This is a genomic window from Pseudomonas sp. LA5, assembly GCF_028640825.1.
GTDB classification, from domain to species: Bacteria; Pseudomonadota; Gammaproteobacteria; order Pseudomonadales; family Pseudomonadaceae; genus Chryseomonas; species Chryseomonas aestiva.
Genome location: NZ_JAQYZY010000034.1, coordinates 23,986 through 49,121 on the forward strand (window position 1 = coordinate 23,986; position 25,136 = coordinate 49,121).

The following is a 25,136-nucleotide window of genomic DNA, read 5'->3' on the forward strand; positions in this document are numbered from 1 at the left end:
GGTCAGTCTCCCGTGCGGTGCGAGCCACCAGGCCCGCGGCGGTTGTTCTCTTGTGTCGGCTGCGTCCGCTGCAGGGTGTCCAGCTGCTGTTCCAGGTGCAGGAGGCGATTGCTCAGGGTGAACACCAGCTGCTCGGCTGGCAGGGCCTGGCCGGTTTCCCGGTCGACCCAGCCGGTGCCTTCGCAGGTCGTACAGTCCATCTCGTGGAAGACGCCGGTGACGACGCCGCGCCCACGGCACGAGGTGCACCGGTTGATCAGCGCGGGCCGGCGCTTGAGGTCAGGCCCGTGCTGCTTGCGCATTGGCCCTCCGCTGGATCTCCTCTTCGATCAGCTCGCGCTCGGTCAGGGCGCGTGACATGTCACGTTCTGCTTTTTGCTCACCTGCCTTGTTGACGGCGGAGCGGTCCTTCCAGATGCGAGCGCCAGGGCGAGAGCCGGGCCGTTGGGCCGACTGGTAGCCGCGGCAGGCGTGGCGGGTGCTGGCGGCGTTGGTGTAGACGGCCAGCAGCACCTCGCGCCGGCGGCGCAGCTCCTCATCAGTGGCGGCAGCCAGGCGGCGGGCAGACAGGGCGGCCATCTCGGCGATCACCTCACGGGCATTGCCCGGCGCGGCCTGGTGGGCCTCGTCGTGGTGGCTCAGGAAGACGACCAGCGAATGGCCGAGGATCTGCCGGGCCATGCCGACCAGGTCTTGCGCAGGGTGGTTCATTGGCGGGCCTCGGTCTTGGGCAGGCGCATGTAAGCTCGGATCTGCTCTTGGGCGTCGTGGGTGCCACGGCAGACGATGGCCAGATAGCCTTGCTCGGCGAGCAGCTGCAGGGCGTCGCGCTGCTTGGGCGAGACGGGTGCGTCGTGCGGGGGTGTGGACTTGAACTCGATCCGGAGGCCGAAGTAGCCGCCCCGGGCGATGTCGACGTTGATGTCCGGCATCCCGGCGCGCACGCCCTGCCCTTTCAGCTTGCCGGCCGTGACCTTGTGGCGGTGGCCACCGTTGGGCACGTGGTAGATCAGTTTCGATTCCTGCGGGTACTGCAGGTCGATCCACTTGAAGAGCGCGGTCTGCTCGATGCCTTCCCAGTCCACCGGCTTCTTCCGGGTGCGGGTCTCGCGCGGCGCGGGCCAGGCCTTGAGAGCAGCGGTCATGCGGCACCCGCTTCGGCCAGCAGGCCGTGGCAGCGCTGCAGTAGCTCGTCCTGCGTGCCGTAGCGATCCTCGAAGCGGCGCTTCCAGGGGTGGACTGCGATCAGGCCTGGCATCCCGGTTCCATCCTGGTGGTGGCCAGCACACAGCGGCAGCACGCGCAGATGGGCGCCGGGCCGGGTGCGGCCGTCGATGTGATGGATGCTCACGATCGGGTTCAGGCGACCATCCAGGCGGCAGGCGATGCAGCCCAGGGCGGCCAGGGCGGTGTGGAAGCGCTTCTCGGCGGCGCTGGGTGTTCTGCCCTTCATTCCGACACCTCACCAGCAGAGCGCCGGCGCGGGGCCCGGCGCTCGCGCTTCACCGGCTGGGCCAGGTCCTGCTCGCGCAGGTTGATATAGCCCTCGGTATGCGGGACGTCGGGGTGCATGCCCGAGCCGCGGCAGAAGCCCTGGTCGAAGGCCAGGCGCCGGGCGTCGTCGTATTCCTCCTGGGTGAACATCATGCCGGCACCTGCTGCGACTTCTGGCGCGTAGGCGAGCGGTCACCGCGAAGCGGCATGAGGTGCTTGGGATTGATGAGGGCGAACCCTTTCCTCCCTTTGCAGCCGGATTGCAGGCCACTGGCGCTGACCAGCCAGCCGCCACCGCCGCAGTCGTTGCGGGCGGGGCGGCCTTCCTCATCGGCCCACAGGCTCACCTGGCCTTCGGTCAAGAACTCCTCGACTCGAACGGTCTTCCCGATGTTTTCGGTGATCCGGAAAGCGCCAACCACCAGCGCCAGGTCGCCTGCCTTGATGTTCTGATTCATGCTGCCTCCTGGGCTTCGCCCATGATCTGGTGGTGCCGCTCGCAGATGGCTTTAGCTTCGTCGAAGGTCGGCACGAACAGGCTGATGAACTCGCCGGAGAAGCTCGGGCGGTACTCGGCCTCGGCGCCGATGAAGACCTTGCACACCTTGTAGGCGGGGATGGTGTTGCTGATGACGAGGTACTCGCCCTGGGCTTGCCACTTCATGACTTCGCTCTCCGCATCTGCTCGATGGCGGCCAGGGCCTGGGCGCGGCGGTCGTCGAGGTCCTGGGTGGCCTGCACGACCGCCTGCTGGCGGCGCTCTTCCTTCTCGCGGCGGCTCTTTGCCAGGTCGTCGCGGATGACTGCCAGGCGGGCCTGGACGTCGGCGGTCGCCGGCGCGGGGTTGCCGGTGATCAGCCCGGCAATGGCCCGGCCGTTCTTCGTGGGCGCCTTGTGGCCCAGCAGCAGGCGCTGCTCGGCGGCGATAGCAGGGCTGACACGGCCGAGGCGCTCTGCCTGCTCGACGGCGGCGATACGGCGCTGGGCGTCGAAGCCGACGGAGATGCTCCAGCTGACAGGAACCGCGGCGGCCCTTGCCTGCTGCACGAGGCGCTCGTAGGTGGACAGGAAGGCCATCCGGGCGCCGACCTTGTCGCCTACCTTCAGGATCGGCGCGGCAGCGGCCATGGCCTGCCGAATCTCCTCCGTCATCACCACGGTTTCGAACTCGTCCGAGGAAGACAGACCGATGCTCCAGGCCTCGTCCTTGCCCGGGCGGCCGTCCGCGGCCTGGACGCGCTCCAGGATGGCGGCCAGGGTCAGCTTGCCGGCCAGCTGCCGGCGACAGGCCTTCAGCGCGGCGCCAACGGCCTCGGCCGGGTAGTCGGCCAGGTCGTCAGCCATCAGCTCGGCCGCGTCGGCAGTCAGGGTCTGTCCCAGCACCTCGGCGGTGGCCACGATGGCCAGGGCCAGCCGGGCGACCTGGTCAGCGCTCAGGCGATCACAGGAATTCATTCGCGCGGCGCTCCTCGCGGTTCAGGATGCGCTGGGCAGCCTCCTGACCGGCGTTCAGGTTGGCTTGCTTGCGCTCCTGCTGCTGGGCAGTGGTCGCGTTCATCTGGCGGTTGGTGGCCCACTGGGTGTGGTAGGCCTCGGCGCGCGCCAGCAGGTCGCCCAGGCCATGGCAGCCGTTGATCAGGCGGGAGTCGTTGATGCCGACGAAGTAGGCGGCGACGTGGTGGGCGATGTCGGCGCCCAGGCGGTCAACCAGCTGGCCTACCTGACCAGCAACCTTTGCGTTCCACACCGGCCAGGCGCTGTAGCGCTTGCGGTAGGCCATGGCGTAGTTCGCCCAGGCCTTGAACGTCTTGCAGGTCTGGTCCTTGGGACCGGGCATGTCTTCAGGGATGGCAACGCGAGGACCTTGGTCAGCGACCAGCGTCAGCACGGCGGGCTGGGACGGCGCCGCCGGCCCGGGCTGCAAGCTCTCTGCCGTAATCTCTGAAGTACTCTCTGTTGTATTCTCTGTAATGTCTGCGGGATTTCCGCAGGCTTGGCTGCTGGAACCCTGCACGCTTGCCTGCGGCTTTCCTGCATCCTTGTTTGCAGGATTCCTGCAAACTGGATTGCGGGATTTCCGCATACTGGATTTCAGGGTTCCTGCATCCAAGTTTGCGACGATGGCGTCCAGGCTGACGCGGTAGAACAGGCGGCACGGAACGCCCTTCTTCATCTCCTCCAGCACGCCGACCTTCACCAGCTTCTTCCGGGCGCTCTCCTGCTCGGAGCGGGTCATGCCGGTCTCGGCCTCCCACTCCTCCATGGTCTTGTAGAACCAGCCGTCAGCGTCGTCGGTGCGGGTGGACCAGTACACGGCCTGCGAAAGCATCAGCGCGCCGGTGATACCGATGCCCAGGCCCACGAATGCGCGCTGGAAGGCGATTGGGCGATCCAGCAGTTCCTGCAGCTTCACAGTGCTTCCCCTACGAGCAGGGCCAGCTTGGCGAGGCCCTTGGGAGTGATGCGCACCTGGGTGGCAGCGCGGAGCTCGCCCTGCTCGTCGGCGCCGATGGTGGTGATCTTGTGGAGGATGAAGCCGGACTGAATGCGCGGCTGGTACCCGACCCAGCGGCTGCTGCCGGGGCGCTGGTAGATCCAGCGGTTTTCCTTCAGCCAGTCGAACAGGCGGCGCGGCTGCACTTTCAGGTGCTTGGCGGCGTCGGTAATGCACATGGCGCCACGGGAGCCAGCGATGCGCTCCAGGGCTTCAACCTTCGGCGAGGCCTCGGCCAGCTCAGCCTGCTGGCGCTCGATCAGCTCGGCCTGGTCGGCGGCCAGGCGAAGCGCCGCGGCGAAGGACTGAGGCGGCGCCACAGCCAGCGACGGGGCGGCGTGACGCTCCAGCTCGTGAAGGCGGCGAATCACCTTGTGGCGCAGCGGGATGCTGTAGCCGGTGACGAGGGTCTCGGTCAGGTCCTTGTCGAGGTGGAAAGCGCTGGTGTAGCCGCGCCCGTCCTTCTCCTCGCGGAGATGGCGCAAATCTGCGCCATCCTCTGCCAGGGCCTTCTGCATCACGCGGATGTCGCGGATGACGTCCTTGTGTTGCTTGTCGACCAGTTCAGCTATCTCGCGGCTGCTCATGGTCAGGGTGTTGCCGGTACTGAGGATCTGTTGCATCATTCACCTCGCTCCTTCGCAGAGCTGTTTCACCTAGAAGCCCGGTTGCCGCCGGGCTTTTTTGTGCCTGCGATTCACGTACTGGACGGAATCACAGCTATTCCGCGTGACTGCTGGCGCAAGGCCATGACGCGGATAATGGGTTCCATGGTCAGGCGGCGCTGCGGCGCGGCCGGGCCGGGATCGGTCTGATCTCGTTCGCTTCGATACGCCCGTCGTCGTGCACCACGACCTCGATGACACGGCCGGAGCGGGCCATCTGAGAGATCGCGGACTGACCAACGCCAAGCGCGGTTGCCAGGGTTGACTGGGTCCCGTGCTTTTCCAGGTACTCGTTCAGGGGAATCTTCTGCATGGACGCGCTCTCGGTAGTGCTCACCGACAATAGTAGCAGTGCTACTTTCTACGCTCAACGAGAAATGAGCAAAGCTGTTTGTACGGGTAGCAGCTCTGCTAATACAGTTGCGCGCATGGCAAAACGACGTGACCTCACCCCTGAAGAGCTGGCCGAAAGCGCCCGCCTGAAGGCGATCTACGAAGACCGGAAAGCAGCAGCGAAGGCGCGCGGCCAGTCACTCACCCAGGCTGACGTCGCAGAGCGCGCGGGATGGTCCGGGCAGAGCGCATTCAGCCAGTACGCCACCGGCAAGATCCCGCTGAATCTGGATGCGGCGCTCACTCTCGCCCGGGTGCTGGGCTGTGAGGTGGGAGAAATTTCTCCCCGCCTGGCGAAGGTCATGAACATCCCCAGCGCAGCAGAGGTTCGCGAGGCCCCCAATACCGAGCCGGCGCCTGCCAACCGCGGCAACATCCCACTGATCAGTTGGGTACAGGCCGGATCGTTCCACGAGGCAGTAGAGGCCTACGCACCTGGCATGGCCGAGAAATACCTACCCTGCCCCGTTCCGCACAGCGACTGGACGTTCGCCCTCCGCGTGCGCGGCGACTCGATGTTCAACCCCCACGGCGGGAAGTCCTTCAGCGAAGGCGACATCATTTACTGCGACCCAGAGGTCGAGGCGATCAACCGTAGCTACGTAGTTGTGAAGATGGTCGACGAGCAGGAGGCCACCTTCAAGCAGCTGGTGGTCGAGGGCACGTTCCGGTACCTGAAGGCGCTGAACCCTTCCTGGCCCGAGCCTTTCGTTCGCATCGATAGCGAAGCTGTGATCCTGGGCGTGGTGATCGCCAAGCTCGAGCAGTTCTGACTCAATTGGCACAGGAGGTGCCCATGATCCGTCACTCTATCTCTGCGCTGCTGCTGGCAGCCCTTCCCCTTCTCGCCACAGCGCAGGAAATCGACTGCCGCGTCGTTGGCGTGCACGATGGCGACACCCTCACCTGCCTTACGGCGCAGAAACAGCAGCTGAAGATACGACTGGCCGAGATAGACACTCCTGAATCGAAGCAGCCCTACGGCAACCGTGCCCAACAGTCCTTAGCTAGCATGGTCTTCGGCAAGGACGTGCGGCTGGACGTCCAAGATACTGATCGGTATGGCCGCAAGGTGGCTCGCGTCTACCAGGGCAATACCGACGTCAACGCCGAGCAGGTGCGCCTGGGCTCGGCGTGGGTCTATCGGCAGTATCTGAAGGATCGGTCACTGCTAACGCTCGAGGCCGAGGCAAGGGCGGAAAAACGCGGGCTGTGGGCTCTGCCTGAGGCTGAACGCCAGGCGCCCTGGGAGTGGCGCCGTGCTGCGCGTGACCAGCGGCAAGAGTCGCGAGATCCGAATGACGAGGCACCAATGGCAGCACCGCAGAAGCGGCCAACGTCCTTCTCGCAATTCGGTAGCCCAGACGCCACTGGCTCCTCCGGCTCCTTCAGCTGCGATACGCTGAAGTCGTGCAAGCAGATGAGCAGCTGCGCCGAAGCGAAGTTTCAGCTGCAGCAGTGCCACAATTCCCGTATCGATGGTGACCACGACGGCGTGCCCTGCGAGGCGATCTGCCGCTAGCCGAGGACCATGCAGTGGATCTCTTATCGGCTATCTTGGGCGGGCTATGCAGTATGTTGTGCGATGGTCTCGGACGCTTCGTACTCCGCCTTTTGAGCGGAGGCCGCTTCCCAGGGAAAAGTGCGTACTGGGATGGCCTCTGCGAGATCATCGGTCTGTTCACCACGATCACCGGCATCATCGCGGTCGTGGTGCTGGTCTATGCTCTGACGAATTGAATCAGTAAAGCCAGCCGGCCGGATGCCGATACCCCTGGTGATCACACAGCAAGGAAGCCTGTATGCGATACCTCCTGACTAGCTCGGTCACCCTCTTTCTCGCCGCCCCTGTCTTCGCGGAAGACACCGCCCTCGCCCAGGCCGCCAACGCAATTCGCCCGGCAGTCGAGGCCGCGACGAGCTATACCCAGAAATCCATCCTGCAGACCTGGGCCGCCGGCAAAGGGCCGATGGCTGACGGCGCCAGGCGCAACCTCGCAAATATTGAGCGCCAAGAGCGTATCGACAACCGTGGGCCGCGCCGCTCCATGCAGGAATGCATCAAGCCGGGAAGCGTGATTGATGACGACGTAAAGGAGTGTATGGATGGGCTCAGAGGTAAAGACTGGTAGAACCAGGACCAGTTTAATTTAGCGCGCTAAGACAACAGCAAAATTAAAAGAATCCTGGCCAATTGATATGTAATCGGCCAGCTTTGGGAGAGCACCGTGGCATCGTCAAAAAAACCAAAAGTAGTGCACTACAAGAACGCCATAATTACTGGGCAACCAAACTTGCAAGCGCTACTCGAAGGCGCCATGGGAAATAATGGCCCTGTAAAGCGCCCAAACCAAAGACAGCAAAAGGCCAATGCCGAAGATACCGTAGTAATCTTCATCAACAAGTTTCAAAAATACAACGGCATGAACTTCGGTCAACTTGTATACTTAGAAAAAGGCCGTAAACAACCATTCATAACGGTTGACGATGACGCAGAATTTTACTCTATTGACTCGCTCTCCTCTGATGACATTCCTGACACGGAAGTTCTTAGCCCGGACATTCAGGACCCTGGAGTAGACAGCACTACAGTCAAGAAAAGGAGAGAATTCGTTGAGTCGATCCTATATTTCGGCGTGCTAGATAACCACTTAGTCTTGATGCAATCTGCCGCACTCCAGAGCAGGCACCTTGAAGCTCATTTGACTTGGCTATTAACTAGTTGTACCTCTAGCTTACAGACGGGCGTTCTCCTTTCGCTGAGCGATAAGCCTGCAGAGAGCGTATTCGAAAAGCTGAAAAAAGCCCCAGCCAAAAGCATTCACGTTGGCGCTCCCTTGACCACTGAACCAGCGATTGACCCTTCACACCCCAACGCCCAAGGCGCGCGACTGGGAGGAAAGGGTCAGCCCGTCGAAGAGGTTCATGCTAGCAAGGTCCGCTTCGAGCCAACCGGAGTAGCGGCAGCAATCATCAAGGCTGTAGCACCAGGCCTTCTTGACAGGCTGAACCTTGAGGAGTCTCTCGACGAAGCGAACATCCACCTAGCCCTAGAGATCACGTACAATCGGAAGACCACGAAGACCGGTCAAGAGGTGATCGACTCGATAGCCACCAGTCTCCGCCATAGCCCCGCCAGTGACGTGGTTATCAACCTTCAGGGAGGGGGGAAAATTTATGGTGACGAGCTCAAATTATCCGGAAATATTAGTGTTGATTTTTTGCCCAGCGGACTCATCAACGAAAGTACGCTTTACCACGAAATGCATCGATGGTTGAGTAGCAAGATCGAATCTAGCGAGATAGATGCTACTTCTGAGAGCACAGAATAGTGAACATAATAGGTCGAGCACAGACAAACGCCCAACGATTAGCGATACTTATACCCGCATGTATCGCTGGCGGCTATCTGCTTGGCCTAGTGCACCCGTATATACCACAAGACAAAAGCATAATTCCTGCAGGCATGATAGCTGTTATAGCCGCACCAATCAGCATTGCAGTAAGCCTTTTAAGCAAGCTTGGCGATGTTAATAAACTCAAAAGCTTTAGCCGCACGGAGCGCAGAAGACTAGAGCCTATGATTGATCGGAAATCTGTAGCCATTCATAGATTGATATTTCTATACTCAATACTTTCTATTTTAGTTGGCCTCGGGTTATTTTTCGCATCTGTTGACTCCGGAATAACCTATGCTCTAGGGATTTACAGAGCTGTGGGAGCTTCTATCGCCTTCACAATGATAAGCTCATTAATGCTTTTAGCTGAGCATAAAAGAGCCACAGATTTTGAAGCGAAAGTTATTAACCGCAGCAATCACAGAAAGCAAAAAGCTGCGTTACTTAAAAAACTTGAAACTAAGACAGATTAAATACTAAGACAAAACTCCTATTCTAGTATCACACCCCTACTCCCTCGGCTTCCCGCTCTGCAGCCGGTTCATCTCGGTGCGCACCATGTTGCGGTACTGCTGGGGCTCCATGCCGGCCAGCTCCAGGTCAGCCCAGGCGCGCCAGCCCTTCCCTTTCTTCTCCTTCGCTCCGAAGATCCGCGCGGCATCGCCGTAGCCGCGGTCCTTGTTCGCCTTCCAGAACTCGAACAGCTCGGCCTTGTGCTCCTCCATGGCGCGGCGTTCATCCATGGGTAGATCGGCGAGGTTGTAGGACATGGGTCGTCTCCTGATCTGATGCGGCCGCCATGATACGCACGCCAAGTTGCCTGCTCGCGCAGCCCGTCAGCTTTTGCCGGGCGCCGAGCGCTTGGGTAGCTAGACTCATCGTTTTCCCTCCGGAGTTCAGGATGAAAGCCATTGCCCTACCCGTCCTATTGGCGCTGACCCTCGCGGGATGTGCTGCGAAGCAGATCGACCCGCCGGTGCAAGGCCAGACCGCCATGGTGACGTCAATCGAGGGCGCACGCGGGACCCTAGTCTTGCCGCTGCAATTCCAGAGCCTTGTGGTGAGCAGCCGACCCACTGTTGGCCGGACCTGGGGGGCGTACACCTTCGACATTCAGGCCGGCAAGGCAATGTCCAAGGCACTGGCATCGCAGCTACGCGCGCGGATCCCAAGCCTGACCGTCGGCGATGCCCCCGGCCCGGCCGGACAACCCTCCATCACCGCCCGGAACATCATCATGGAGTTCGGCGTGGACAACGGGAATACGATGAAATGGATGGCCGTAGCCGGACCGTTCGCCTCCGCTGCCGACGCCAGGATGGTGGCCAGCGCCACCCTGACGTTCGATATAGCCATCCCGGGTAGCGCTCCCGAGTCCATGCGGGTAGAAGGCCTGGCAGCTCGGGAGAGCAGCTACATCATGATGACAGAGGGAAAGCTGCAGGAGACCATTGGGCAGGCAATCGACGATGCTGCCGCGAAGGCGACACAGGCCTTCCTGTCGAAGCTGCCCCGCCGCTGAACAGAGAGCCTGCCTAGCGCGGGCTTTTTTCTGCCTGGAACCTTGCCGCTTCGCCTCCTGTCGCATACTGTATATTTGAACAGTATCACAGTAAGGAGGTACCCGATGCCGCGTAACGTTGCCACCGCCGAACAGCCCCGCCCACCAGTGGACGCCTACACGCTCCTTTCCCAGCGGGTCATGCGCGCCATCAACGCGCCGGCCGCGCAGAAGGACAAGGCTGCGGTGCTGGAGCGCTACCCTAGCGACGACCCCGAAGCCTGGGACCGGGTGCTGGATGAGATCGGTGAGAACGACAACGTGACGATCGCGCATCGCGACGATGGCCATGTCCAGGTGTTCTGGACGGTACCGAAAGAGGACTGACCCACCGTCACCAAAAGCCCGCCGCCGAGCGGGCTTTTTCATGCCTGCGGTGTTTTTTATTAGCACTGCTATTGACTGATATTAGCAGCATTGCTAATTTTATCTCACCGGCAGGCGACAACCTGCCCGGCAGCGAAAGCCGCCCTGCTCTTTAACAACCACGATCCCACCGCAGTCCCGACAGGCCTTGGCCTGAGCGACGGTGGATAAAAACGACTGCTGATCTGCGGGTGAGCCCCGCCCCATGCCTGGCTCTGGCACCAGGCCGACTTGATACGTCGAGGCGCACGAACCCTCTCCCTGCTGGATGCCTGAGATGAAGGCGCTCCACCAGCACAGCGGCTCAGTGAGCAATACGCGCCCAGCCCACCGTGGCCTGTAACGGAGGCCAGCAGTACCGATTCGAATTAGCGCGCCGAGCTTCGGCAATGAGGCGCGCCGGACTTGATGTAGCCCTGCCCGCCTACCAGGCCGCCAGAGCTGTAGCGCTGCATCTCGTATGGACCCATGAAGGCGCCGCTGCCTGCTGATCTGCGGCGCTGGAGGAAGCTCGAGGCCAACAAGCCTACCCCCTCACGACCTGCAATCAGCAGCGGGTACGGAGCGCGCCAGGGCGGACACACCTGGATGACAGTCGGGAAAGACCGGCACCCGTTTTCCTCGCTGGCCTTGGGGACAGGGCCAGCCGGGAAAACCACCCCAAAGGAGCAGCACCCAATGATCGAGTTGAAAGAAGGCCAGGCCGTAACCGTCAAGCTGCGTAGCGGCGAGAAGCAAGGCACCTACCTGAACAGCGTCAACCTGGGCAGCGGAAAGGGCCGCGGCGTCTGGCTCAAGATCAACGTGAACGGACAGATCCGCAGTGCTCGCGCAAGCCAGGTAACTGCAGCGTAGGGCATCACTGGCTGGCCTTCCCACGAGGGCCAGACGGGATGCCACCCGAACAGGAGGCCGCCATGGCCGAGAAGCTGACGCCGCGACAGCGGCAGGTGCTGGAGGCGGTTGAGGCCTTCATCCAGCAGCACGAGATGCCGCCCACCCGGGCCGAGCTGGCCAAGGTCCTGGGCATGACCTCGCACAACGGCGCCCAGGAGCACCTGCTGGCGCTGGAGAAGAAAGGATTCCTGAAGCTGCTGCCGGGTGTCTCCCGCGGCATTCGCCTGCAGAGGACGCAAGCATGACCCAGCCCTACGCCGTCTGGCTCCGCGAAAAGATGGAAGCCTGCACCGACCCGTTCATCCGCACCACTGTGATGCTGCCGCACGCCCAGGACATGGCCGCCATGTACCGGCGCGAGATGCAGCAGGCAGACAGCCCCGGCCTGAAGCTCTACTTCCAGCGCACCCTGGCCGGCTTCGAAGACCTCATCCGGCAGTACGCCACCGCGGCGTAGGGACACACCATGATCGTAGTAGGCGAATGGAAAGGCCTGCTGGGCAAAGGCCTGGCTCCGAGGGAATTGGAATGCGTTCTGGGGCTGGCCAGCGGCCTGACCCACAAACAGATCGCCCGCGACATGTCGATCGCGCCGATGACCGTCACCAAGCGGGTCAGCAGCGCGATGTTCAAGCTGGGCGTGCAGCGCGCCCCTCAGCTGGTGGCCGAGGCGATGAAGCGACAAATCATCAGCCCGCTGTGCATCGCACTGATGGCACTGATCGCTTCCCACTCCTTCCTCGACGAGGACCCGATGCGCCGAGACCGCCGCGCACCGGAGCGCCGCATCGCCCAGGTCCGGGTGCTGCGCCGAGCCGAAGCACCCGACATCTACGCATGACTCTGGCCGGTTCGCCGGCCCTCACCGGATCGCCTTCAGAGAGGGCGATGCGTTGAGCCCTCACAAACTGGAGATACCCCATGTTCGGAAAATTGTTCGGTAAGAAGGTCGGCGCCGCCAAGGTCGAGCTGAAGCGCGTCGAGAACCGCGACCTGATGCAGGCGGTGGTGGGCGGTTGCCTGCTGGTGGCCGCTGCGGACGGCGAGATCGAAAAGTCCGAAAGCGACAAGATCGAGGAGCTGCTGCGCTCGAACAAGAACCTGGAACACTTCGGCGGCGAGATCACCACCACGGTCTCCCGCTTCACCGAGCAGCTGCAGGCCGGCTTCCGCGTGGGCCGCATGAACATCCTGCGCGAGATCCGCGACATCAAGAACAACGCCAGCGACGCCGAGGAGGTGTTCGTCAACATGATCACCGTCGCCGAGGCTGACGGCGAGATCGAGCCGGCCGAGCTGAAGGTGCTTGCCGAGGTAGGCCGCGAGCTGGGCCTGCGCGTTCAAGACTACGGTATCGAGGCCTGACGCCATGCGCGGTTGGTTCAAGCACATGACCAACCGCGCCCGCCGGATCGCCGCCTTCGGGCTGGCCGGCGGCGTGGTGCTGGTCGATTCCGCGAGCCGGATCATGTCGATGGTCAGCGATCTGGTGATCGTCGCCCTGCTGCTGGCTGTCCTGCTTGTCGGTACCGGCAAGAAGGAGGACTGACGATGGCCAAGAGCGCCAAGGAGCGAAAGGCAGACCAGCGAGATCGCGAAGCCGAGCGCCTGGCCGCCCTGGGCCACCAGGTGATGCAGTTCGAGATGTACCAGCGAACCGCCGAGGCGCTGGACCGGATTTGTGCCGCCGGCGGCTTCGAGCAGCGGGGCGAGGTGCTGACCCTGCTGATCCACTCAGCCGACCAACTCGCAAAACGTGACATGTCACGTTTCAACGAATTGATCACCCCGCCCCGCTCCACCTGATCACGCCCCGTCCTGGCGGGCTGCTTCGGCGGATATCCAGGCGTCAGCCGGCGGAGCGCATCACCGGCAGCCTGGCATCGGTTCACCAGCAATCTCGCCGAGGGCCAGGCCGTATTCCCCACGTCACGGGGACTTCATCGGAGTGAGCACTGCACGGCCGGCATGCCGTGTTCCATGCCGGGAGTCAGCGTTCCGTCGCTGGTAGTGCTCACTCCGATGTAGAAGACGGAGTCGCGCCAGTTAGCACACAACAGGCACTGGCACTGCATCACGCAGAAGCGGCGGGGAAAGCAGACCCGCAGGGCAACGGATAGGCGCCCACCTGAAAAACTGCCTGTAGTACCAGCCACTAGAGCAACGTCCGGTATGCCTGCTGGGGCTATAGCCGGAACCTGAGAGAAAGGCTTTGTCGGCCTATTGAGGATAGCCGGAGTAGCGCCCGGCCTTCTGCACCCTTTTCGCCAGGTCGCACTGGGTCGCTCCCCCAGCGGCGCGGCCTGGCCCTTTTCTTCCCCTTCCCCATCGAGGCCTTCGCCATGAGCGCACAGGTTCTGCTTCACCCTGCCGTTGTGGATTGCGCGCAGGTATCCACCGTCCAGCTCGAAACCGGTCGCCGGGTTATCCACAGCGGCCACCGTCGCGAGCTGGTGCACTGCCGCAGCCTGGCCAAGCATGGTGACGCCCTGGCGAAGTGGCAGGCGGCCCACGGCCTGGCCGACAAGGTCTTCGCAGCTGACCGGGAGCTGATGGCATGAGCCGGCTGGACGTCGTGATCGACCTCGAGACCATGAGCACCCTGCCCAATGCCGCAATCGTAAGCATCGGCGCCGTGGCGGTGCGGGATCGGGTACCGGTGGGCGAGTTCTACGTCCGCGTGCAGCTGGAGACGGCGCTGGACGTCGGCTGCGCTGTCGACGGCGACACCATGGAGTGGTGGATGCGCCAGGACGTGGATGCTCGTCAGGAGGTCGACGGCTCGCAGGAGGCCGGCAGCTTGTACCAGGCGCTGACAGACCTCGAGGCCTGGCTGGAAGAGACCGCCGCCGGTGATCGCTTCCTGGTCTGGGGTAAGGGCCCGAGCTTCGAGTGCACCATCCTGACGAGCGCCTATCGGGCCTTCAGGCGTGACGCGCCCTGGTTCTTCCGCAACGAACGCTGCATGCGCACGCTGCTGGACCTCTACCCGGAAGCAGGTGATCTGCCCTTCGAGGGGATCCAGCACCACGCGCTGCACGACGCCCGGCACGAGGCGGCCCAGCTGATCATGGCGCTGACCCTACACGAGTCGAGGCCAGCAGCATGATGACCCACCAGACCAGCGCTCTGGAGCGGAAGGCCGACGACAGGAAGGACCTGGAGCGCCGAGTGCAGAAGCACCTGGCCGCCGGTGGCAGCCTGTCCACCCTGCCCTACCTGGCGCGCAGCAAGCCGCGCATGCCCAAGGACTACCAGAGCGAGGCGCCCCGGGTGCGGGGTATCGCAGCTGAGTCCCGGGCCAAGAAGCGTGCCGCCGACAAGCACGCCACCACGTTCTCCGACCTACTCCGGTCCCTGGAGCGCCCCCATGAAGAAGCGCAAGCCGAACAACCAGCAGGCCCGCCTGGCCCGTAACTGCCGCGCCCTATTGGCGAACAGCCAGGTGGCGGTGATGAACATCGACCGCCCGGCCCATCCCGATCTGGTGGATCAGCGCCTCATCAGCCTGCGCGATGGCAAGCCCATCGCCTTGAGCCAGGTGCGGCTGGTCGCCGACGCCTTCTGCGACTTCGCCTATCCATGGACGGTTTACTTCGCGGTCATGTGCCGCGACCAGCAAGGCGCCCAGTACATCAAGGCCGAAGAGATCGCACTGAGCAGCATCTGCCGGGCCAATCAGCTGACCGACGTGCTCGAGCATTTTTGCCGCGAGCTACGCGACGGCTGCAATGCCCGGCACCTGGTCAGCAGCGGCTGGATTGCCAACACCAGCGGCATCGCCCTCGACGAACCCCGGGCCTACGAGCTGTTCGAGAAGTTCGGGGCCTGGGCCCACATAGAGCAGAGCCGCGGCGCGGCGTGAGGGTAACTCATGAACATCTATCGCAAGACGTTCGTAGCCGTCTGCCCGAATGACGGCGAAGCGATCATCTATGACCTGAAGATCGAGACCGACCGGACGATCTACGTCGAGCACATCAACACCGCCACGGCGTTGATCAAGGCCGGCTTCCAAGAAGCGATTGCGGACGACCTGCACCGGCAGTTCGGTGGTCTGCAGACGATCCAAGCCACGCACCAGGGCGTCGACCTGACGACGATTCGAGGCGGCCGATGATCCATTACCACGGCACGCCGATTGGAGGGAGCCGGCAGGATGCGGCGCGATTCCTCGCAGGCCGGCATGCCCTGGTGCCCTTCCCCCGCCAGGATGACATCGGCATCGTCGCCGAGGTATGCCAGTCGTTCGTCTTCGACAACGGTGCTTTCACGGTCTGGCGCCAGGGCGGCCAACTCGACGTCGACGGCTACGTCGCCTGGGTCGAGCAGTGGCACCGCCACCCCGGTTTCGACTGGGCGCTGATCCCCGACGTGATCGAAGGCAGCGAGGCCGAGAACGATCAGCTGATCGCAGACTGGCCGCAGCACCTGGCCGGCGTGCCGGTCTGGCACTTGCACGAATCGCTAGAGCGCCTGGAGGCACTGTCCCGCGCCTGGCGCACGGTGGCCTTCGGCAGCTCGGGCCAGTGGGCGACCCCGGGCACGGATGCCTGGTGGAAGCGGATCAGCGCTGCGATGGCCACGATCTGCGACAGCCATGGCAGGCCGCGCTGCAGGCTCCATGGGCTTCGCATGCTAGACCCCGCCATATTTTCCCGCCTGCCCTTCGCCAGTGCCGACAGCACGAACGCCGCGGTAAACGGCGGCAGCATCTCTCGCTTCGGCATGTACGCACCACCCACCGCCGGCCAGCGCGCATCGGTCATCGCTGACCGTATCGAAGCGCACAACAGCGCAGCCATATGGCGCCCAGACGATCAGCTGGAAATGGCCATCTGACGTATCGCCTGGCGCCAACAGCAAGGAATCCTCATGACCCCCCACCAAAAAACTGGGCCGGCGCAGATCGGCATCAGCGGCCTCGCCATGGCGAAGCTCTCATCCTTGGTCGGGGCGGCGTCATCCGGACCCGGCCTGGATCCCACCGACACCAACGTGCTCAGCATCAGCGGTGGCAAGGACAGCACAGCGCTCCTCCTGCTGGCGAGGGAGCTGAGCGTGCCGAACATACAGGCGGTGTTCTGCGACACCGGGCACGAGCACCCGGTGACCTACGCCTATGTGGACCACCTCCAGGCGACACTGGGAATCGAGATCCGGCGGATCCGAGCCGACTTCTCCAGTCAGATGGCGACCAAGCGCGAGTACATCGCAAAGCGCTGGCCAGCAGACCTGATGGCTGGTGTGCCCGAGGTGCCTGGCTACTGGTTCCGCAACGACTTGGAGGGATGTGATAGCGAAAGCGATTTCCCACCAGCAGCACCGATGCCTTCGAGGGCGCCCGTCAACACCTACGCTCCTCACGCTTTCATGTGCTGGAACTGGATGCCGGCCCGCCGGGCTATTGAGCCTCTCACGGAAGAGCGCGCCGCCGAGGTCTGCGCTGCAGCTATCGACATGCTGCAGCCTACAGGCATCCCATTTCTGGATCTGTGCCTATGGAAAGGGCGATTTCCCAGCACCAAGACTCGGTTCTGCACACAGGAACTCAAGGTGTTCCCTATCCAGAAGCAGGTGTTCGAGCCGCTGCTGGCGCTGCATACAACCCAGGACGTCTACAGCTGGCAGGGTGTTCGAGCAGATGAGTCACTGGCCCGGAGCAAGCTGCCGATGCAAGACGAAGTCGGCGATGGACTGATCAATTACCGACCGCTGCTTCACTGGTCTGCGGCGGACGTCTTCGACATGCACCGTCGCCACGGAATCCGGTGGAACCCTCTCTACGAAGACGGCATGTCTCGTGTCGGCTGCATGCCGTGCGTGAACGAGCGCAAGGAAGGCCTCGCCAACATCGCTCGAAGGTATCCCGAGGTGATCCAGCGGATTACCAAGTGGGAACAGGCCGTCTCGATTGCGAGCAAGCGGGGGTCAGCCACGCTGTTCACGGCAGTCATCGATCCCACCGTGCTGGGCAGTGACGCAATCAGTCACCACACGCACGGCATCGAGCGCATGGTCGAGTGGTCGATGACCGCCCGGGGCGGGCGGCAGTTCGACCTCCTGGCCGCAGCTGACGACGGAAAGGCCTGCAGTTCTGCCTACGGCCTCTGCGAGTGATCTCCCGCACCATCCCGCCCCCAAGGAAACCCAACCATGACCGTCACCTATGGATCGGTCTGTAGCGGCATCGAGGCTGCTACGGTCGCCTGGCACGCGCTGGGCATGCGTGCCGCCTGGTACGCCGAGATCGAAGCCTTCCCCAGCGCCGTTCTGGCGCACCGGTATCCCGAGACTGCCAACCTGGGCGACATGACCCGGCTCGCCGCCCTGGTGCTGGCCGGCAAGATCGAGGCGCCGGACGTCTTGGTCGGCGGCACGCCCTGTCAGGCATTCAGCGTAGCCGGCATGCGCGAAGGCCTGGCCGATCCGCGCGGCGCCCTCACCATCAAATACGTGGAGCTCGCAGATGCAATTGACCATGTTCGAGTCCAGCGCGGACAGCCAGAGAGCGTCGCCGTCTGGGAGAACGTCCCAGGAGTCCTCAGCGACAAGGGCAACGCGTTCGGCTGTTTCCTCGGGGCCCTGGTGGGCGAATCCGAAGAACTCCAACCGCCAGGGAAAAGGTGGGCGGACGCTGGTTGTGTGTATGGACCCCGGCGAGCAGTCGCGTGGCGGATTCTGGATGCCCAATATTTCGGCCTGGCCCAACGACGCCGCCGTGTGTTCGTTGTGGCGAGTGCTCGAAGCGACTTCGATCCCGCATCGGTACTTTTTGAGCGCGAAGGCCTGCGCCGGGATCATCCGCCGCGCCGAGGCGAGACGCCGGACGTTGCCGGGACCCTTACTTCAAGCCTTGGCAGACGTAGCGGGCAGCCAGATTGCGGAAGCACACCAGGCCAGTTGATCGCCGGCACACTTCAGGCCGGCGGCAAGACTGCCGGCTCCGCCACCCTCCAGGACGCAGAGTCCGGTCTGCTGCTGGCCTTCGGGGGCGGCGCCAACTGCCAAGCCACGGACGTGAGCACGGCACTCAGCGCTCACCCGGGCGGCACCCGCATGGATGCCGAGACCGAGACGTTCGTGGTGCACGGCACCCAGGATCCCGACGTCACCCAGGGCCTGGCCCATGCCCTGGGCCGGAACCAGGGACAGGAGAACGCTGTGCTGGCGTTCAGCTGCAAGGACCACGGCGCTGATGCCGGCCACATCGCCCCCACGCTGCGCGCCATGGGTCACGGCGAAAGCCACGCCAACGCCGGCGGCCAGGTGGCAGTCTGCGTGACTGGTGATGTCGCCCATACCCTGAAGGCCGAAGGGTTCGATGCCAGCGAAGACGGCACCGGCCGGGGCCAGCCCATGGTGACCGGCGAAAGCGGCGTCCGCCGTCTGACTCCGCGCGAGTGTGAGCGCCTGCAGGGCTTCCCCGATGACCACACGCTGATCCCCTGGCGCGGGCGTCCGGCTGCCGAATGCCCAGACGGCCCTCGCTACAAGGCGATCGGCAACAGCAAGGCCGTCCCGGTCGTGCGCTGGATCGGCCGCCGGCTGCTCGCCGCCCTGCCCTAACCCCTTCCCGCATGCCATCTGGCGTGCCGACAGAGTATTGATCATGAGCAATCAGCACGTTCTGAAGATTCACCCTGCGCCACTGGCTGACCTGTTGTCCGGCGCCAAGACCGCCGAGGTCCGCCGCAACGACCGAGGCTTCCAGGTGGGCGATACGGTCCGCTTGATGGAGGTCAACCCCGAGACACTGAATTGGACGGGCAGACCTGATCTTGTCCGCACCATCAGCCACATCCAGACGGGCTATGGCCTGCCGGACGGTATTTGCGTTCTGTCCTATGCCCAGGCCGGCATGGAGCTAGTCGGGTATGCGAACTTTGATCGGCTAGACAACATGCTGGATGACCGCACCGCAACCGTGTTTCCGGATCGCTCAAGCTACGCAGGCACCCCGGTTTACCGGGCCCGCGCCGCCCTCGCCACCCAGCCCGCGCCCGCCGCCGAACACAGCGCATACGACACGTTCGTCGATAGCATTGGCGCGCATCCCACCCGCGAGCAACTGAGCGAGCTGTACAGAGAGCATCACGCCGGCCATCCGGCTGACTTTGCACTTGATGTTCTTGAGCGATGGGGTCCCAGACCCGCCGTGCGAGGTGCTGAGCATGACCAGTAAGCTCGAAAGCTGGCGCCGTGCCGCCTACAACGCCGAAGAGTGCCTGGCCGGCTGTCTGGCCTCGCCGGAGATAGCCAAGCACCTGGACCAGGGGACTGCGCGCACGATCCTCGAACGGCTCAGCCAGGCGCGCCTGGAAATGCTCGCGGCTTCGGAAGCCACCCAGCCCGCCGCTATCAAGCTGCCTGAGCGCAAGAAGTACAACGGCCTGGGTTCTACAGCCGAGAACCTGACGTCGGCGGCCTGGAATGAGTGCTTGGACGCGGTACAGAAGCTGAACGCAGTGCGAGGTGCTGAGCATGAATGAGCAACAGTTGCAGCAGGCATACACCCGTCACTGCGAGACGACCGGGCAGACCAAGACGACGCGCACTGGTTTCGAGGACTTCAAGGCCGGTTTCCGACTAGCCCAGCCCGCCGCTGGTGAGCCGGTGTATCAGTGCAAGAAGAAGGGTGGCGTTTGGCACGATGTCAGCAAGCATACCTATGACAGCGTTTTCGCTGGGGAAGAGTTCGAGAAGCGCACGCTCTGGACCGCCCCGCCTGCCGCCGCGCATGGGGATGAGGCGGTGCTGTGGGAGCTGCTCGAAGCACTGCGAACTGCCACGGATCGGCAAGCATTGCCCGGCGAGTTCATCCGCGTGATGTGGGAAGCCGGTTGCGACTGGATCAATGCCCGCGCCGCCATGCGCGCCCAGGGCGGCGGGGAGACCCTTCATGGATGACCGACAAGCCTTCTTCTGCATTGATGACGATGAATATCAGGAGATCATGCGCAAAGGCCAGGAGGCCGAGCGCGAGTATCACCGAGAGCAGGCCAGGCTTCGCAATGAAGCCCTTGCCCACGTGGCGTCAGTGGTTGGTGCTCGCAAGCTCCAGCACATCAAGGAGTACATCGCAGAAAGCGAAATCACCACGGACTTCGCCATTGTTGATGAACACCGCGGCCACAAACAGGAATGTACGGGGTACGCCTTCCGCTACATCTACCTTGCTCAGTACAGCAACGGCGGATACAGCGGCGATGACTTCGCCGGCTGGGTCTGGATACCGCTGCCAGGCGCCAAGTTCTTGAAATTCCACTACTCCATGTAGGAGCCCCTGTGAACGCCCCGATCTACTGCCGCACCAGCGGCCAGCGCGTCGGCACCTGCGCGTGCCTGCGCTGCAATCCCCCACCACCGCCTGCGCAACGTTGAGGTGACCTATGCCTGGAGGAGCCCCGCCCCGCCGCCGGCTCGAAATCCGCGGCGAGCTTCTGACCCTGCGCGAGATCGCCGAACGATACGGCATCCCCTATCGCGCCATCCATGACCGCTACTACGCCCAGTGCCTGGAGGGTGAAGACCTCATCAAGCCGCTGCGCAAGACGGCCACGGAAATCATCGACGCCTGCAAGGCCACTGGTTTGTCCGTAGGCGCTATGCGGTATCGGAAGCTGGCCGGCAAAGACCTGTACGCGCCAGCACGACCACGGCTGAGCGCGGAGGAGCTGGAGCTGCTGGCGCAAATATCCCGCGATACCGGAATTCCGCGAAACGTCCTGAGCACCCGTTACCACCGCGGATGGCGCGGCGCCAAGCTCCGCAAGCCAGTCAGGGATCGAATCTGCAAGAGCACTGATCGCGGCCTGGACGACTGGGTGCCCGGCTCCCGGCCTCGCAAGTCCGCCTGATCCCACCGAAGGAACGACCATGCCACTTCCCTACGAAAACAGCACCAGCGGCGACAAGGCCTACGCCGAGATCCAGAAAATCCTGGGCCAGTTCGGCTGCGATAACTACGGGATCATGCATCGGGAGAAGGAGCAGGCGGTCATGATTCAGTTCGACTGGCGCGGCCGCCAGGTGCAGTTCAAGTTCAGCTGGGGCGGCTATGCCGTCGCCTGGCTCCGCGAGCACCCGCACACCAGCCGATCACGCTCGACCCTGGACCAGCACAAGGCCAAGGCCGCGGCCGTCGCGAAGATTGCTGTCTGTTCCATGGCGCGTGACTGGGTGAAGTCCCAGGTGACTGCCGTGGAGTGCAACCTCCTGTCATTCGAGGAGGTGTTCATGCCCCACATGCTGCTGCCTGATGGCCGCCGGCTGGTCGAGGCAGCGCAGAAGCTACTCCCGCCGCCTGCCTGATCCCCTTCCTACCCCTACCCCATTGAACCTGCGCCCTGGCGCGGGATGAGGATTGTCATGTCTGAACAAATGATCGCCCAGATTGAGCCCGTCGAAGTCGTGCGTGACGCCGAAGGCTGGTGGTTCCATCCCCAGTACCTGGCAGAACCTGAGTTCGAGGACGTCGAATACATCCCTCGCGAGCAGTTCGAGCAGTACATCGCCGCCCGCGGGATCGAAGTCACGTTCACTGGCATGGAAGGCGACAACGACGAGGAGTTCGAGCGCTACTGCGAGACCGGCGATGCTGACTGCTCGCGCTGGACGCCCACCCCGCCGCCAGGTGATGGGTGGTTCATGCTCTCGATCCACGACACCGAAGACGGCCCGGTCTGCGTCTGGGGACGCAAGGTCCAAGGCGGTGCGGCATGAGCCAAGGACTCGAGATCCGCATGGGCGCCATGGCGCCGAGCCTGGTCGAGCAGCTGACCCCGCTGGGCGTGAGCCAGGAGGCCGCCGAGCGTTTCGAGCGCCTGAGCAAGGCAATCACCGGCCTTCGCCTGGGCGACCTGCTGCCAGACGCTCAGGCGAAGAAGTGCCGGGAAAAGCTGTTCAAGCAGATAGAGAAAGAGCTGCAGCGCGCAGGAGCCCAGCCATGACCATCCTCGTACAGCAGCTGCGCGCGGAGATCGGACAGCTGATGGTGGAAATCGCGGAGTTGCGCAAGGACAAGGACCGTCTCGACCGCGGCTACATCATGATCGGTGCGCCGGGCGTGAATGCCTGCGAACACCGCGGGATTGATCTGCGGGCCGCCATTGATCGAGTCACTCAGCTCGACGAGCAGCGGGCCCAGCGCCAGGCGATGACCAAGGAGTAGCCATGAGCACAGACCGCGAACTGCTGGAGCTGGCGGCACGAGCTGCTGGCTACCAGATCGAGTGGGTACGCAACTCCGGCTGCCATTATCGCTGCGAGGAGGAGATCGGCCGCGAGGCGTGGTGCCCACTGGACGACGACGGTGACGCGCTGCGGCTTGCCGTCAGGCTGGACATCAACCTCTACAACCCGGGAAGTCATCCCGCAGCGCTTCATCGCACCGAAGATGCCAGCACGTTTTACGAATCGGGGTGCGCTCGCAGATCCATCGTCCTGGCTGCCGCAGCAATAGGGCGGAACCTGCCATGAGCCGAATCGAGCACGCAATCGGCTCACCTGATGAGCCGGACCAGTCCAAAGTGCAAGACGTGACATGTCACGAAATTCAGCGAGTGGGGTTCCCTCATGAACACTAATAGTCAGCAGGGCCTGGCCCTGGTCCGCCGTGACGCCGCGTGCGAGATGCTGGGGATCAGCCGCAGCAGCCTTGCCAGGAAGATGGCTACCGATCCATCATTCCCCAAGCCGATCAAGGACGGCGGCACGCGCCAGGCGCCCGTCTACTTCGTCCGGCACGAGATCGAAGCCTACATTCGCCGACAGATGGCGACGCGCGGCGCAGCATAGCGCGAGAGGGCCTGTATGGTGGGCTGTATGGGTGACGGATCACCCGCTCAGCAAGCCTGTATCCATCAGGAAATTCGAGTCTCCCCCGGGGCACCAAGTTGTACCTTCCAGGCCGCCGCTGAGAGGCATGGAAACTGAAGAAACCGCCCATTGAGGCGGTTTTTTTGTGCCTGGCAATCGACCGTGCAAGAGTTGGTATCGCCGGGTCATCTGCCGCCTTGCAGCAAAAGACTGCGCCCCTAGTAGCAGCGACTAGACTGCCCTGACCGGTCCGCCAACGTCTCGTCCAGCGCAGGGCGAGCGTCCCTGGAGCCGGACCTTCCATCACCGGAGCCAACCGATGATCAAACTCGTCGTTGTCGCTGCACTCCTACTGCTCGGCGGCTGCGCTGCCAAGGTTACCTCCTCTGCGGATCAGACGCCGATTCCTGTCTATGCCGATGCCAAAACCACGCTGGTGGTGCTGTTCAAGGCCGATGCCAAGGTTCAGGCCAACGAAAAATGGCCGCTGCTGAAGAGCGAATGGCTGGAGGCCCTGCGTATCCGGGGCCAGGCCAAGGGGCTGCAGGTCCTGACCGAGCGGCCGAAGGCGGCAGCGACTCTAGCCACCATCGAGGTTACCAACTTTCGCTACATGAGCTCAGGCCTGCGCTATTCGGTGGGAGTGATGGCGGGTAATGCCTGGATCAGCGCCCAGGTGCGCTACCAGGACGCAACCTCGGGGGAAACTCTGGCGACGCGCAACTACGACACCTCGTCCAGCGCCTGGGAGGGTGTATTCTCGGCGATGACGTCCGATCAGATTAAGGCGCTGGCGACCACGATCGTCGATGACGTGACCATCAACTCAAGCAGCAAACCACGCCGAAGCCCTTAGTAAGCGCCGCTTACCCGCCCAGTGAGCCCCCGACTGCTCGTCCAGGCTCACCGGCGGCGTTACCTATCCTCACCCGAGAAGACTGTGTGAAACCGCTCCTGCTATGCCTCGCCCTGCTACTGACCGGCTGCAACCACTACAGCCCAGCCGGCTCCGTCTGCGAACCCAGTCCGCTGAGCGGCGAGGACTGCAAGCACCGGCAGGCGGTCGGTGACCACCTGATGGACAAGTATCGGGAATGGCAACGTTACCAGTAGGCTCGCCCCTGCCTGAGCTTTGCCGAGACCGGAAGATGCGTCTGAGCCCTCCCCTGCTGCTCGTCCTACTGCTGATCCTGGGTGGCTGCGCCGTGCAGCAACCGGCCCAGCCAGCCGGTGCAGCTATCGACCTGGATCGCTCGCCCAGCTGGACGCTGCAGGCCCGGTTGCACAGTGCGCTCTATGGTTGCGAATTGCTGGTGCTGCACGGCAACAACGCCCGCCTGGCGGGCGAGCAAGGGCGGCTGGCGGACTTTCGTCAGCGGCTGAGCAGTTGCCAGACCCAGGCCACTGCCGAAGAGAAGTCTGCCATGGACCAGTTACCCGCCGGCCAGGATCGACTGCTGCGCAATGCGCAGAAGGCCTATCTGGCCGCCTGGCAGAGCTATCTGGCCGGGCTCACCATCGATCATCCGGCCGACTTGCAGCAGAAGCAGTCTTATCTTAAGGCGCGTTCAGCGCTGCTCGACGTGGCGACAGAAGCACCCGGACATGCGCGCTGAGCCCCGCAAATGACCGGATAGCCAGCTGACCACCGGCAGCTGAAACGCAGGGGCAAAGCATGCAATAGTAAGACATCGATACGGACGCGAGATCTTGCGCATGGAAACGCTCTCCCCCCTCTCCCAGGTGGCGGTCAAGGACCTGGAAACGGCCCAGCCCCCCGCCCGCTTCTCTCCGGCCTTCATCGAGCGGCTGCTCTCGCGTTGCGAAACGCGCATTGACGAGATGGAAGCCTGCCCCGACATGAGCGCGGATCTGCGTTTGATCCACATGCAGAACGTCGATCTGCTGGTGCGTACCGTGGTGGGCGAATGCCGCCACCGGGATCAGATCCGCCGGGTGCAGCGGATCCTGAACTTCTGCGAAGCGCACGCCGGCTGGTTGCAGCCGCAGCCGGCAGCGAGCAAGGGCGCCGCCTAGCGAGCGGCGCC

General features: G+C 63.3%; 49 protein-coding genes. 37 read left to right on the plus strand and 12 right to left on the minus strand.

Annotated elements, in window-relative coordinates; genetic code table 11:
- Positions 1-2: 2 nt before the first annotated feature.
- The 11 genes from PVZ72_RS11380 to PVZ72_RS11430 all read right to left on the minus strand — a co-directional run bounded on the left by PVZ72_RS11380 (position 3) and on the right by PVZ72_RS11430 (position 4,966).
- Positions 3-302 (minus strand): hypothetical protein, encoded by a 300-nt coding sequence (locus tag PVZ72_RS11380; protein WP_273861945.1) that lies wholly within the window; start codon positions 300-302, stop codon positions 3-5.
- The gene (locus tag PVZ72_RS11385; protein ID WP_273861946.1) at positions 280-711 is read right to left on the minus strand and encodes a hypothetical protein; all 432 of its coding nucleotides are present in this window, start codon (positions 709-711) and stop codon (positions 280-282) included. Before PVZ72_RS11385 ends, PVZ72_RS11380 begins: the two co-directional genes overlap by 23 nt.
- The gene (locus tag PVZ72_RS11390; protein ID WP_273861947.1) at positions 708-1,145 is read right to left on the minus strand and encodes a VRR-NUC domain-containing protein; all 438 of its coding nucleotides are present in this window, start codon (positions 1,143-1,145) and stop codon (positions 708-710) included. Before PVZ72_RS11390 ends, PVZ72_RS11385 begins: the two co-directional genes overlap by 4 nt.
- A complete protein-coding gene (locus PVZ72_RS11395; protein ID WP_273861948.1) occupies positions 1,142-1,453 on the minus strand; it encodes a Ref family recombination enhancement nuclease in 312 nt (103 codons plus the stop codon). Before PVZ72_RS11395 ends, PVZ72_RS11390 begins: the two co-directional genes overlap by 4 nt.
- Positions 1,450-1,647 carry a hypothetical protein gene (locus PVZ72_RS11400; protein WP_273861949.1) on the minus strand — a complete coding sequence of 66 codons (198 nt, stop codon included), beginning with the start codon at positions 1,645-1,647 and terminating at the stop codon, positions 1,450-1,452. Before PVZ72_RS11400 ends, PVZ72_RS11395 begins: the two co-directional genes overlap by 4 nt.
- Positions 1,644-1,952 carry a hypothetical protein gene (locus PVZ72_RS11405; protein WP_273861951.1) on the minus strand — a complete coding sequence of 103 codons (309 nt, stop codon included), beginning with the start codon at positions 1,950-1,952 and terminating at the stop codon, positions 1,644-1,646. Before PVZ72_RS11405 ends, PVZ72_RS11400 begins: the two co-directional genes overlap by 4 nt.
- Positions 1,949-2,158 carry a hypothetical protein gene (locus PVZ72_RS11410; protein ID WP_273861952.1) on the minus strand — a complete coding sequence of 70 codons (210 nt, stop codon included), beginning with the start codon at positions 2,156-2,158 and terminating at the stop codon, positions 1,949-1,951. The genes PVZ72_RS11405 and PVZ72_RS11410 overlap by 4 nt, the downstream gene beginning before the upstream one ends.
- Positions 2,155-2,949, minus strand: coding sequence for a hypothetical protein (locus PVZ72_RS11415; protein WP_273861953.1), 795 nt, complete (start codon positions 2,947-2,949; stop codon positions 2,155-2,157). Before PVZ72_RS11415 ends, PVZ72_RS11410 begins: the two co-directional genes overlap by 4 nt.
- Positions 2,936-3,907 (minus strand): helix-turn-helix domain-containing protein, encoded by a 972-nt coding sequence (locus tag PVZ72_RS11420; protein WP_273861954.1) that lies wholly within the window; start codon positions 3,905-3,907, stop codon positions 2,936-2,938. The genes PVZ72_RS11415 and PVZ72_RS11420 overlap by 14 nt, the downstream gene beginning before the upstream one ends.
- Positions 3,904-4,614, minus strand: a complete 711-nt coding sequence (locus tag PVZ72_RS11425; protein WP_273861955.1) for a phage regulatory protein/antirepressor Ant — start codon at positions 4,612-4,614, stop codon at positions 3,904-3,906. The genes PVZ72_RS11420 and PVZ72_RS11425 overlap by 4 nt, the downstream gene beginning before the upstream one ends.
- 148 nt (positions 4,615-4,762) lie before the next feature.
- Entirely contained in the window at positions 4,763-4,966 is a 204-nt protein-coding gene (locus PVZ72_RS11430; protein ID WP_273861956.1) for a Cro/CI family transcriptional regulator, read from the minus strand.
- Between PVZ72_RS11430 and PVZ72_RS11435 the strand changes: the two genes are divergently transcribed.
- From PVZ72_RS11435 to PVZ72_RS11455, 5 genes are all read left to right on the plus strand, one after another.
- The gene (locus PVZ72_RS11435; protein WP_273861957.1) at positions 4,965-5,819 is read left to right on the plus strand and encodes a LexA family protein; all 855 of its coding nucleotides are present in this window, start codon (positions 4,965-4,967) and stop codon (positions 5,817-5,819) included. The two genes, PVZ72_RS11430 and PVZ72_RS11435, sit on opposite strands and share 2 nt — an antisense overlap.
- A gap of 23 nt (positions 5,820-5,842) precedes the next feature.
- Positions 5,843-6,568, plus strand: coding sequence for a thermonuclease family protein (locus PVZ72_RS11440; RefSeq protein ID WP_273861958.1), 726 nt, complete (start codon positions 5,843-5,845; stop codon positions 6,566-6,568).
- A gap of 280 nt (positions 6,569-6,848) precedes the next feature.
- Entirely contained in the window at positions 6,849-7,178 is a 330-nt protein-coding gene (locus tag PVZ72_RS11445) for a hypothetical protein (protein WP_273861959.1), read from the plus strand.
- A gap of 96 nt (positions 7,179-7,274) precedes the next feature.
- Positions 7,275-8,378, plus strand: coding sequence for a hypothetical protein (locus tag PVZ72_RS11450; protein WP_273861960.1), 1,104 nt, complete (start codon positions 7,275-7,277; stop codon positions 8,376-8,378).
- Positions 8,378-8,917, plus strand: coding sequence for a hypothetical protein (locus PVZ72_RS11455; RefSeq protein ID WP_273861961.1), 540 nt, complete (start codon positions 8,378-8,380; stop codon positions 8,915-8,917). The genes PVZ72_RS11450 and PVZ72_RS11455 overlap by 1 nt, the downstream gene beginning before the upstream one ends.
- A gap of 36 nt (positions 8,918-8,953) precedes the next feature.
- Here the strand turns inward: PVZ72_RS11455 and PVZ72_RS11460 are convergent, their stop codons facing one another.
- Positions 8,954-9,214, minus strand: coding sequence for a hypothetical protein (locus PVZ72_RS11460; protein ID WP_273861962.1), 261 nt, complete (start codon positions 9,212-9,214; stop codon positions 8,954-8,956).
- A 131-nt stretch (positions 9,215-9,345) separates the two neighbouring features.
- Here PVZ72_RS11460 and PVZ72_RS11465 point away from each other — a divergent pair, with 131 nt between their 5' ends.
- The 32 genes from PVZ72_RS11465 to PVZ72_RS11620 all read left to right on the plus strand — a co-directional run bounded on the left by PVZ72_RS11465 (position 9,346) and on the right by PVZ72_RS11620 (position 25,125).
- The gene (locus tag PVZ72_RS11465; protein ID WP_273861963.1) at positions 9,346-9,966 is read left to right on the plus strand and encodes a hypothetical protein; all 621 of its coding nucleotides are present in this window, start codon (positions 9,346-9,348) and stop codon (positions 9,964-9,966) included.
- Between the two features lie 105 nt (positions 9,967-10,071).
- A complete protein-coding gene (locus PVZ72_RS11470) occupies positions 10,072-10,332 on the plus strand; it encodes a DUF1654 domain-containing protein (RefSeq protein WP_108582119.1) in 261 nt (86 codons plus the stop codon).
- Between the two features lie 717 nt (positions 10,333-11,049).
- A complete protein-coding gene (locus tag PVZ72_RS11475) occupies positions 11,050-11,226 on the plus strand; it encodes a hypothetical protein (RefSeq protein WP_158541725.1) in 177 nt (58 codons plus the stop codon).
- A gap of 62 nt (positions 11,227-11,288) precedes the next feature.
- Entirely contained in the window at positions 11,289-11,513 is a 225-nt protein-coding gene (locus PVZ72_RS11480) for a hypothetical protein (protein ID WP_273861964.1), read from the plus strand.
- A complete protein-coding gene (locus tag PVZ72_RS11485; RefSeq protein WP_273861965.1) occupies positions 11,510-11,725 on the plus strand; it encodes a hypothetical protein in 216 nt (71 codons plus the stop codon). The genes PVZ72_RS11480 and PVZ72_RS11485 overlap by 4 nt, the downstream gene beginning before the upstream one ends.
- A gap of 9 nt (positions 11,726-11,734) precedes the next feature.
- The gene (locus PVZ72_RS11490; RefSeq protein WP_273861966.1) at positions 11,735-12,109 is read left to right on the plus strand and encodes a helix-turn-helix domain-containing protein; all 375 of its coding nucleotides are present in this window, start codon (positions 11,735-11,737) and stop codon (positions 12,107-12,109) included.
- A gap of 80 nt (positions 12,110-12,189) precedes the next feature.
- Positions 12,190-12,633: a tellurite resistance TerB family protein gene (locus PVZ72_RS11495; protein WP_273861967.1), complete on the plus strand. Its 444-nt coding sequence runs from the start codon at positions 12,190-12,192 to the stop codon at positions 12,631-12,633.
- Between the two features lie 4 nt (positions 12,634-12,637).
- On the plus strand, positions 12,638-12,817 hold the full coding sequence (locus PVZ72_RS11500; RefSeq protein WP_273861968.1) for a hypothetical protein: 180 nt from the start codon (positions 12,638-12,640) through the stop codon (positions 12,815-12,817).
- Positions 12,818-12,819: 2 nt separating this feature from the next.
- A complete protein-coding gene (locus PVZ72_RS11505; protein WP_273861969.1) occupies positions 12,820-13,074 on the plus strand; it encodes a hypothetical protein in 255 nt (84 codons plus the stop codon).
- A 536-nt stretch (positions 13,075-13,610) separates the two neighbouring features.
- Positions 13,611-13,829, plus strand: a complete 219-nt coding sequence (locus tag PVZ72_RS11510) for a hypothetical protein (RefSeq protein ID WP_273861970.1) — start codon at positions 13,611-13,613, stop codon at positions 13,827-13,829.
- Complete coding sequence (locus PVZ72_RS11515; protein ID WP_273861971.1) at positions 13,826-14,377, plus strand: 3'-5' exonuclease; 552 nt, start codon at positions 13,826-13,828, stop codon at positions 14,375-14,377. The genes PVZ72_RS11510 and PVZ72_RS11515 overlap by 4 nt, the downstream gene beginning before the upstream one ends.
- Complete coding sequence (locus tag PVZ72_RS11520; protein ID WP_273861972.1) at positions 14,374-14,685, plus strand: hypothetical protein; 312 nt, start codon at positions 14,374-14,376, stop codon at positions 14,683-14,685. The genes PVZ72_RS11515 and PVZ72_RS11520 overlap by 4 nt, the downstream gene beginning before the upstream one ends.
- The gene (locus PVZ72_RS11525) at positions 14,639-15,133 is read left to right on the plus strand and encodes a hypothetical protein (RefSeq protein WP_273861973.1); all 495 of its coding nucleotides are present in this window, start codon (positions 14,639-14,641) and stop codon (positions 15,131-15,133) included. The genes PVZ72_RS11520 and PVZ72_RS11525 overlap by 47 nt, the downstream gene beginning before the upstream one ends.
- A 9-nt stretch (positions 15,134-15,142) precedes the next feature.
- Complete coding sequence (locus PVZ72_RS11530; protein ID WP_273861974.1) at positions 15,143-15,388, plus strand: hypothetical protein; 246 nt, start codon at positions 15,143-15,145, stop codon at positions 15,386-15,388.
- The gene (locus PVZ72_RS11535; RefSeq protein WP_273861975.1) at positions 15,385-16,110 is read left to right on the plus strand and encodes a hypothetical protein; all 726 of its coding nucleotides are present in this window, start codon (positions 15,385-15,387) and stop codon (positions 16,108-16,110) included. Before PVZ72_RS11530 ends, PVZ72_RS11535 begins: the two co-directional genes overlap by 4 nt.
- A 33-nt stretch (positions 16,111-16,143) precedes the next feature.
- The gene (locus tag PVZ72_RS11540; RefSeq protein WP_273861976.1) at positions 16,144-17,388 is read left to right on the plus strand and encodes a phosphoadenosine phosphosulfate reductase family protein; all 1,245 of its coding nucleotides are present in this window, start codon (positions 16,144-16,146) and stop codon (positions 17,386-17,388) included.
- 36 nt (positions 17,389-17,424) lie between these two features.
- Positions 17,425-18,837, plus strand: a complete 1,413-nt coding sequence (locus PVZ72_RS11545) for a DNA cytosine methyltransferase (RefSeq protein WP_273861977.1) — start codon at positions 17,425-17,427, stop codon at positions 18,835-18,837.
- A gap of 43 nt (positions 18,838-18,880) precedes the next feature.
- Entirely contained in the window at positions 18,881-19,453 is a 573-nt protein-coding gene (locus tag PVZ72_RS11550; RefSeq protein ID WP_273861978.1) for a DUF3850 domain-containing protein, read from the plus strand.
- Positions 19,443-19,760, plus strand: a complete 318-nt coding sequence (locus PVZ72_RS11555) for a hypothetical protein (RefSeq protein ID WP_273861979.1) — start codon at positions 19,443-19,445, stop codon at positions 19,758-19,760. Before PVZ72_RS11550 ends, PVZ72_RS11555 begins: the two co-directional genes overlap by 11 nt.
- Entirely contained in the window at positions 19,753-20,178 is a 426-nt protein-coding gene (locus tag PVZ72_RS11560; protein ID WP_273861980.1) for a hypothetical protein, read from the plus strand. Before PVZ72_RS11555 ends, PVZ72_RS11560 begins: the two co-directional genes overlap by 8 nt.
- The gene (locus PVZ72_RS11565) at positions 20,171-20,548 is read left to right on the plus strand and encodes a hypothetical protein (RefSeq protein ID WP_273861981.1); all 378 of its coding nucleotides are present in this window, start codon (positions 20,171-20,173) and stop codon (positions 20,546-20,548) included. Before PVZ72_RS11560 ends, PVZ72_RS11565 begins: the two co-directional genes overlap by 8 nt.
- A gap of 112 nt (positions 20,549-20,660) precedes the next feature.
- Positions 20,661-21,128: a hypothetical protein gene (locus tag PVZ72_RS11570; RefSeq protein WP_273861982.1), complete on the plus strand. Its 468-nt coding sequence runs from the start codon at positions 20,661-20,663 to the stop codon at positions 21,126-21,128.
- A 19-nt stretch (positions 21,129-21,147) separates the two neighbouring features.
- On the plus strand, positions 21,148-21,582 hold the full coding sequence (locus PVZ72_RS11575) for a hypothetical protein (RefSeq protein ID WP_273861983.1): 435 nt from the start codon (positions 21,148-21,150) through the stop codon (positions 21,580-21,582).
- Positions 21,583-21,639: 57 nt separating this feature from the next.
- Positions 21,640-21,993 carry a hypothetical protein gene (locus tag PVZ72_RS11580; protein ID WP_273861984.1) on the plus strand — a complete coding sequence of 118 codons (354 nt, stop codon included), beginning with the start codon at positions 21,640-21,642 and terminating at the stop codon, positions 21,991-21,993.
- On the plus strand, positions 21,990-22,220 hold the full coding sequence (locus PVZ72_RS11585) for a hypothetical protein (RefSeq protein ID WP_273861985.1): 231 nt from the start codon (positions 21,990-21,992) through the stop codon (positions 22,218-22,220). Before PVZ72_RS11580 ends, PVZ72_RS11585 begins: the two co-directional genes overlap by 4 nt.
- Positions 22,217-22,441, plus strand: coding sequence for a hypothetical protein (locus PVZ72_RS11590; RefSeq protein WP_273861986.1), 225 nt, complete (start codon positions 22,217-22,219; stop codon positions 22,439-22,441). The genes PVZ72_RS11585 and PVZ72_RS11590 overlap by 4 nt, the downstream gene beginning before the upstream one ends.
- Before the next feature lie 2 nt (positions 22,442-22,443).
- Positions 22,444-22,749 carry a hypothetical protein gene (locus PVZ72_RS11595; RefSeq protein WP_273861987.1) on the plus strand — a complete coding sequence of 102 codons (306 nt, stop codon included), beginning with the start codon at positions 22,444-22,446 and terminating at the stop codon, positions 22,747-22,749.
- 96 nt (positions 22,750-22,845) lie between these two features.
- On the plus strand, positions 22,846-23,067 hold the full coding sequence (locus tag PVZ72_RS11600) for a helix-turn-helix transcriptional regulator (protein ID WP_273861988.1): 222 nt from the start codon (positions 22,846-22,848) through the stop codon (positions 23,065-23,067).
- A 340-nt stretch (positions 23,068-23,407) separates the two neighbouring features.
- Positions 23,408-23,944, plus strand: coding sequence for a hypothetical protein (locus PVZ72_RS11605; RefSeq protein WP_273861989.1), 537 nt, complete (start codon positions 23,408-23,410; stop codon positions 23,942-23,944).
- Positions 23,945-24,030: 86 nt separating this feature from the next.
- The gene (locus PVZ72_RS11610; RefSeq protein ID WP_273861990.1) at positions 24,031-24,201 is read left to right on the plus strand and encodes a hypothetical protein; all 171 of its coding nucleotides are present in this window, start codon (positions 24,031-24,033) and stop codon (positions 24,199-24,201) included.
- A gap of 35 nt (positions 24,202-24,236) precedes the next feature.
- On the plus strand, positions 24,237-24,704 hold the full coding sequence (locus PVZ72_RS11615; protein ID WP_273861991.1) for a hypothetical protein: 468 nt from the start codon (positions 24,237-24,239) through the stop codon (positions 24,702-24,704).
- Positions 24,705-24,804: 100 nt separating this feature from the next.
- Positions 24,805-25,125, plus strand: a complete 321-nt coding sequence (locus tag PVZ72_RS11620) for a hypothetical protein (RefSeq protein ID WP_273861992.1) — start codon at positions 24,805-24,807, stop codon at positions 25,123-25,125.
- Positions 25,126-25,136: the final 11 nt, after the last annotated feature.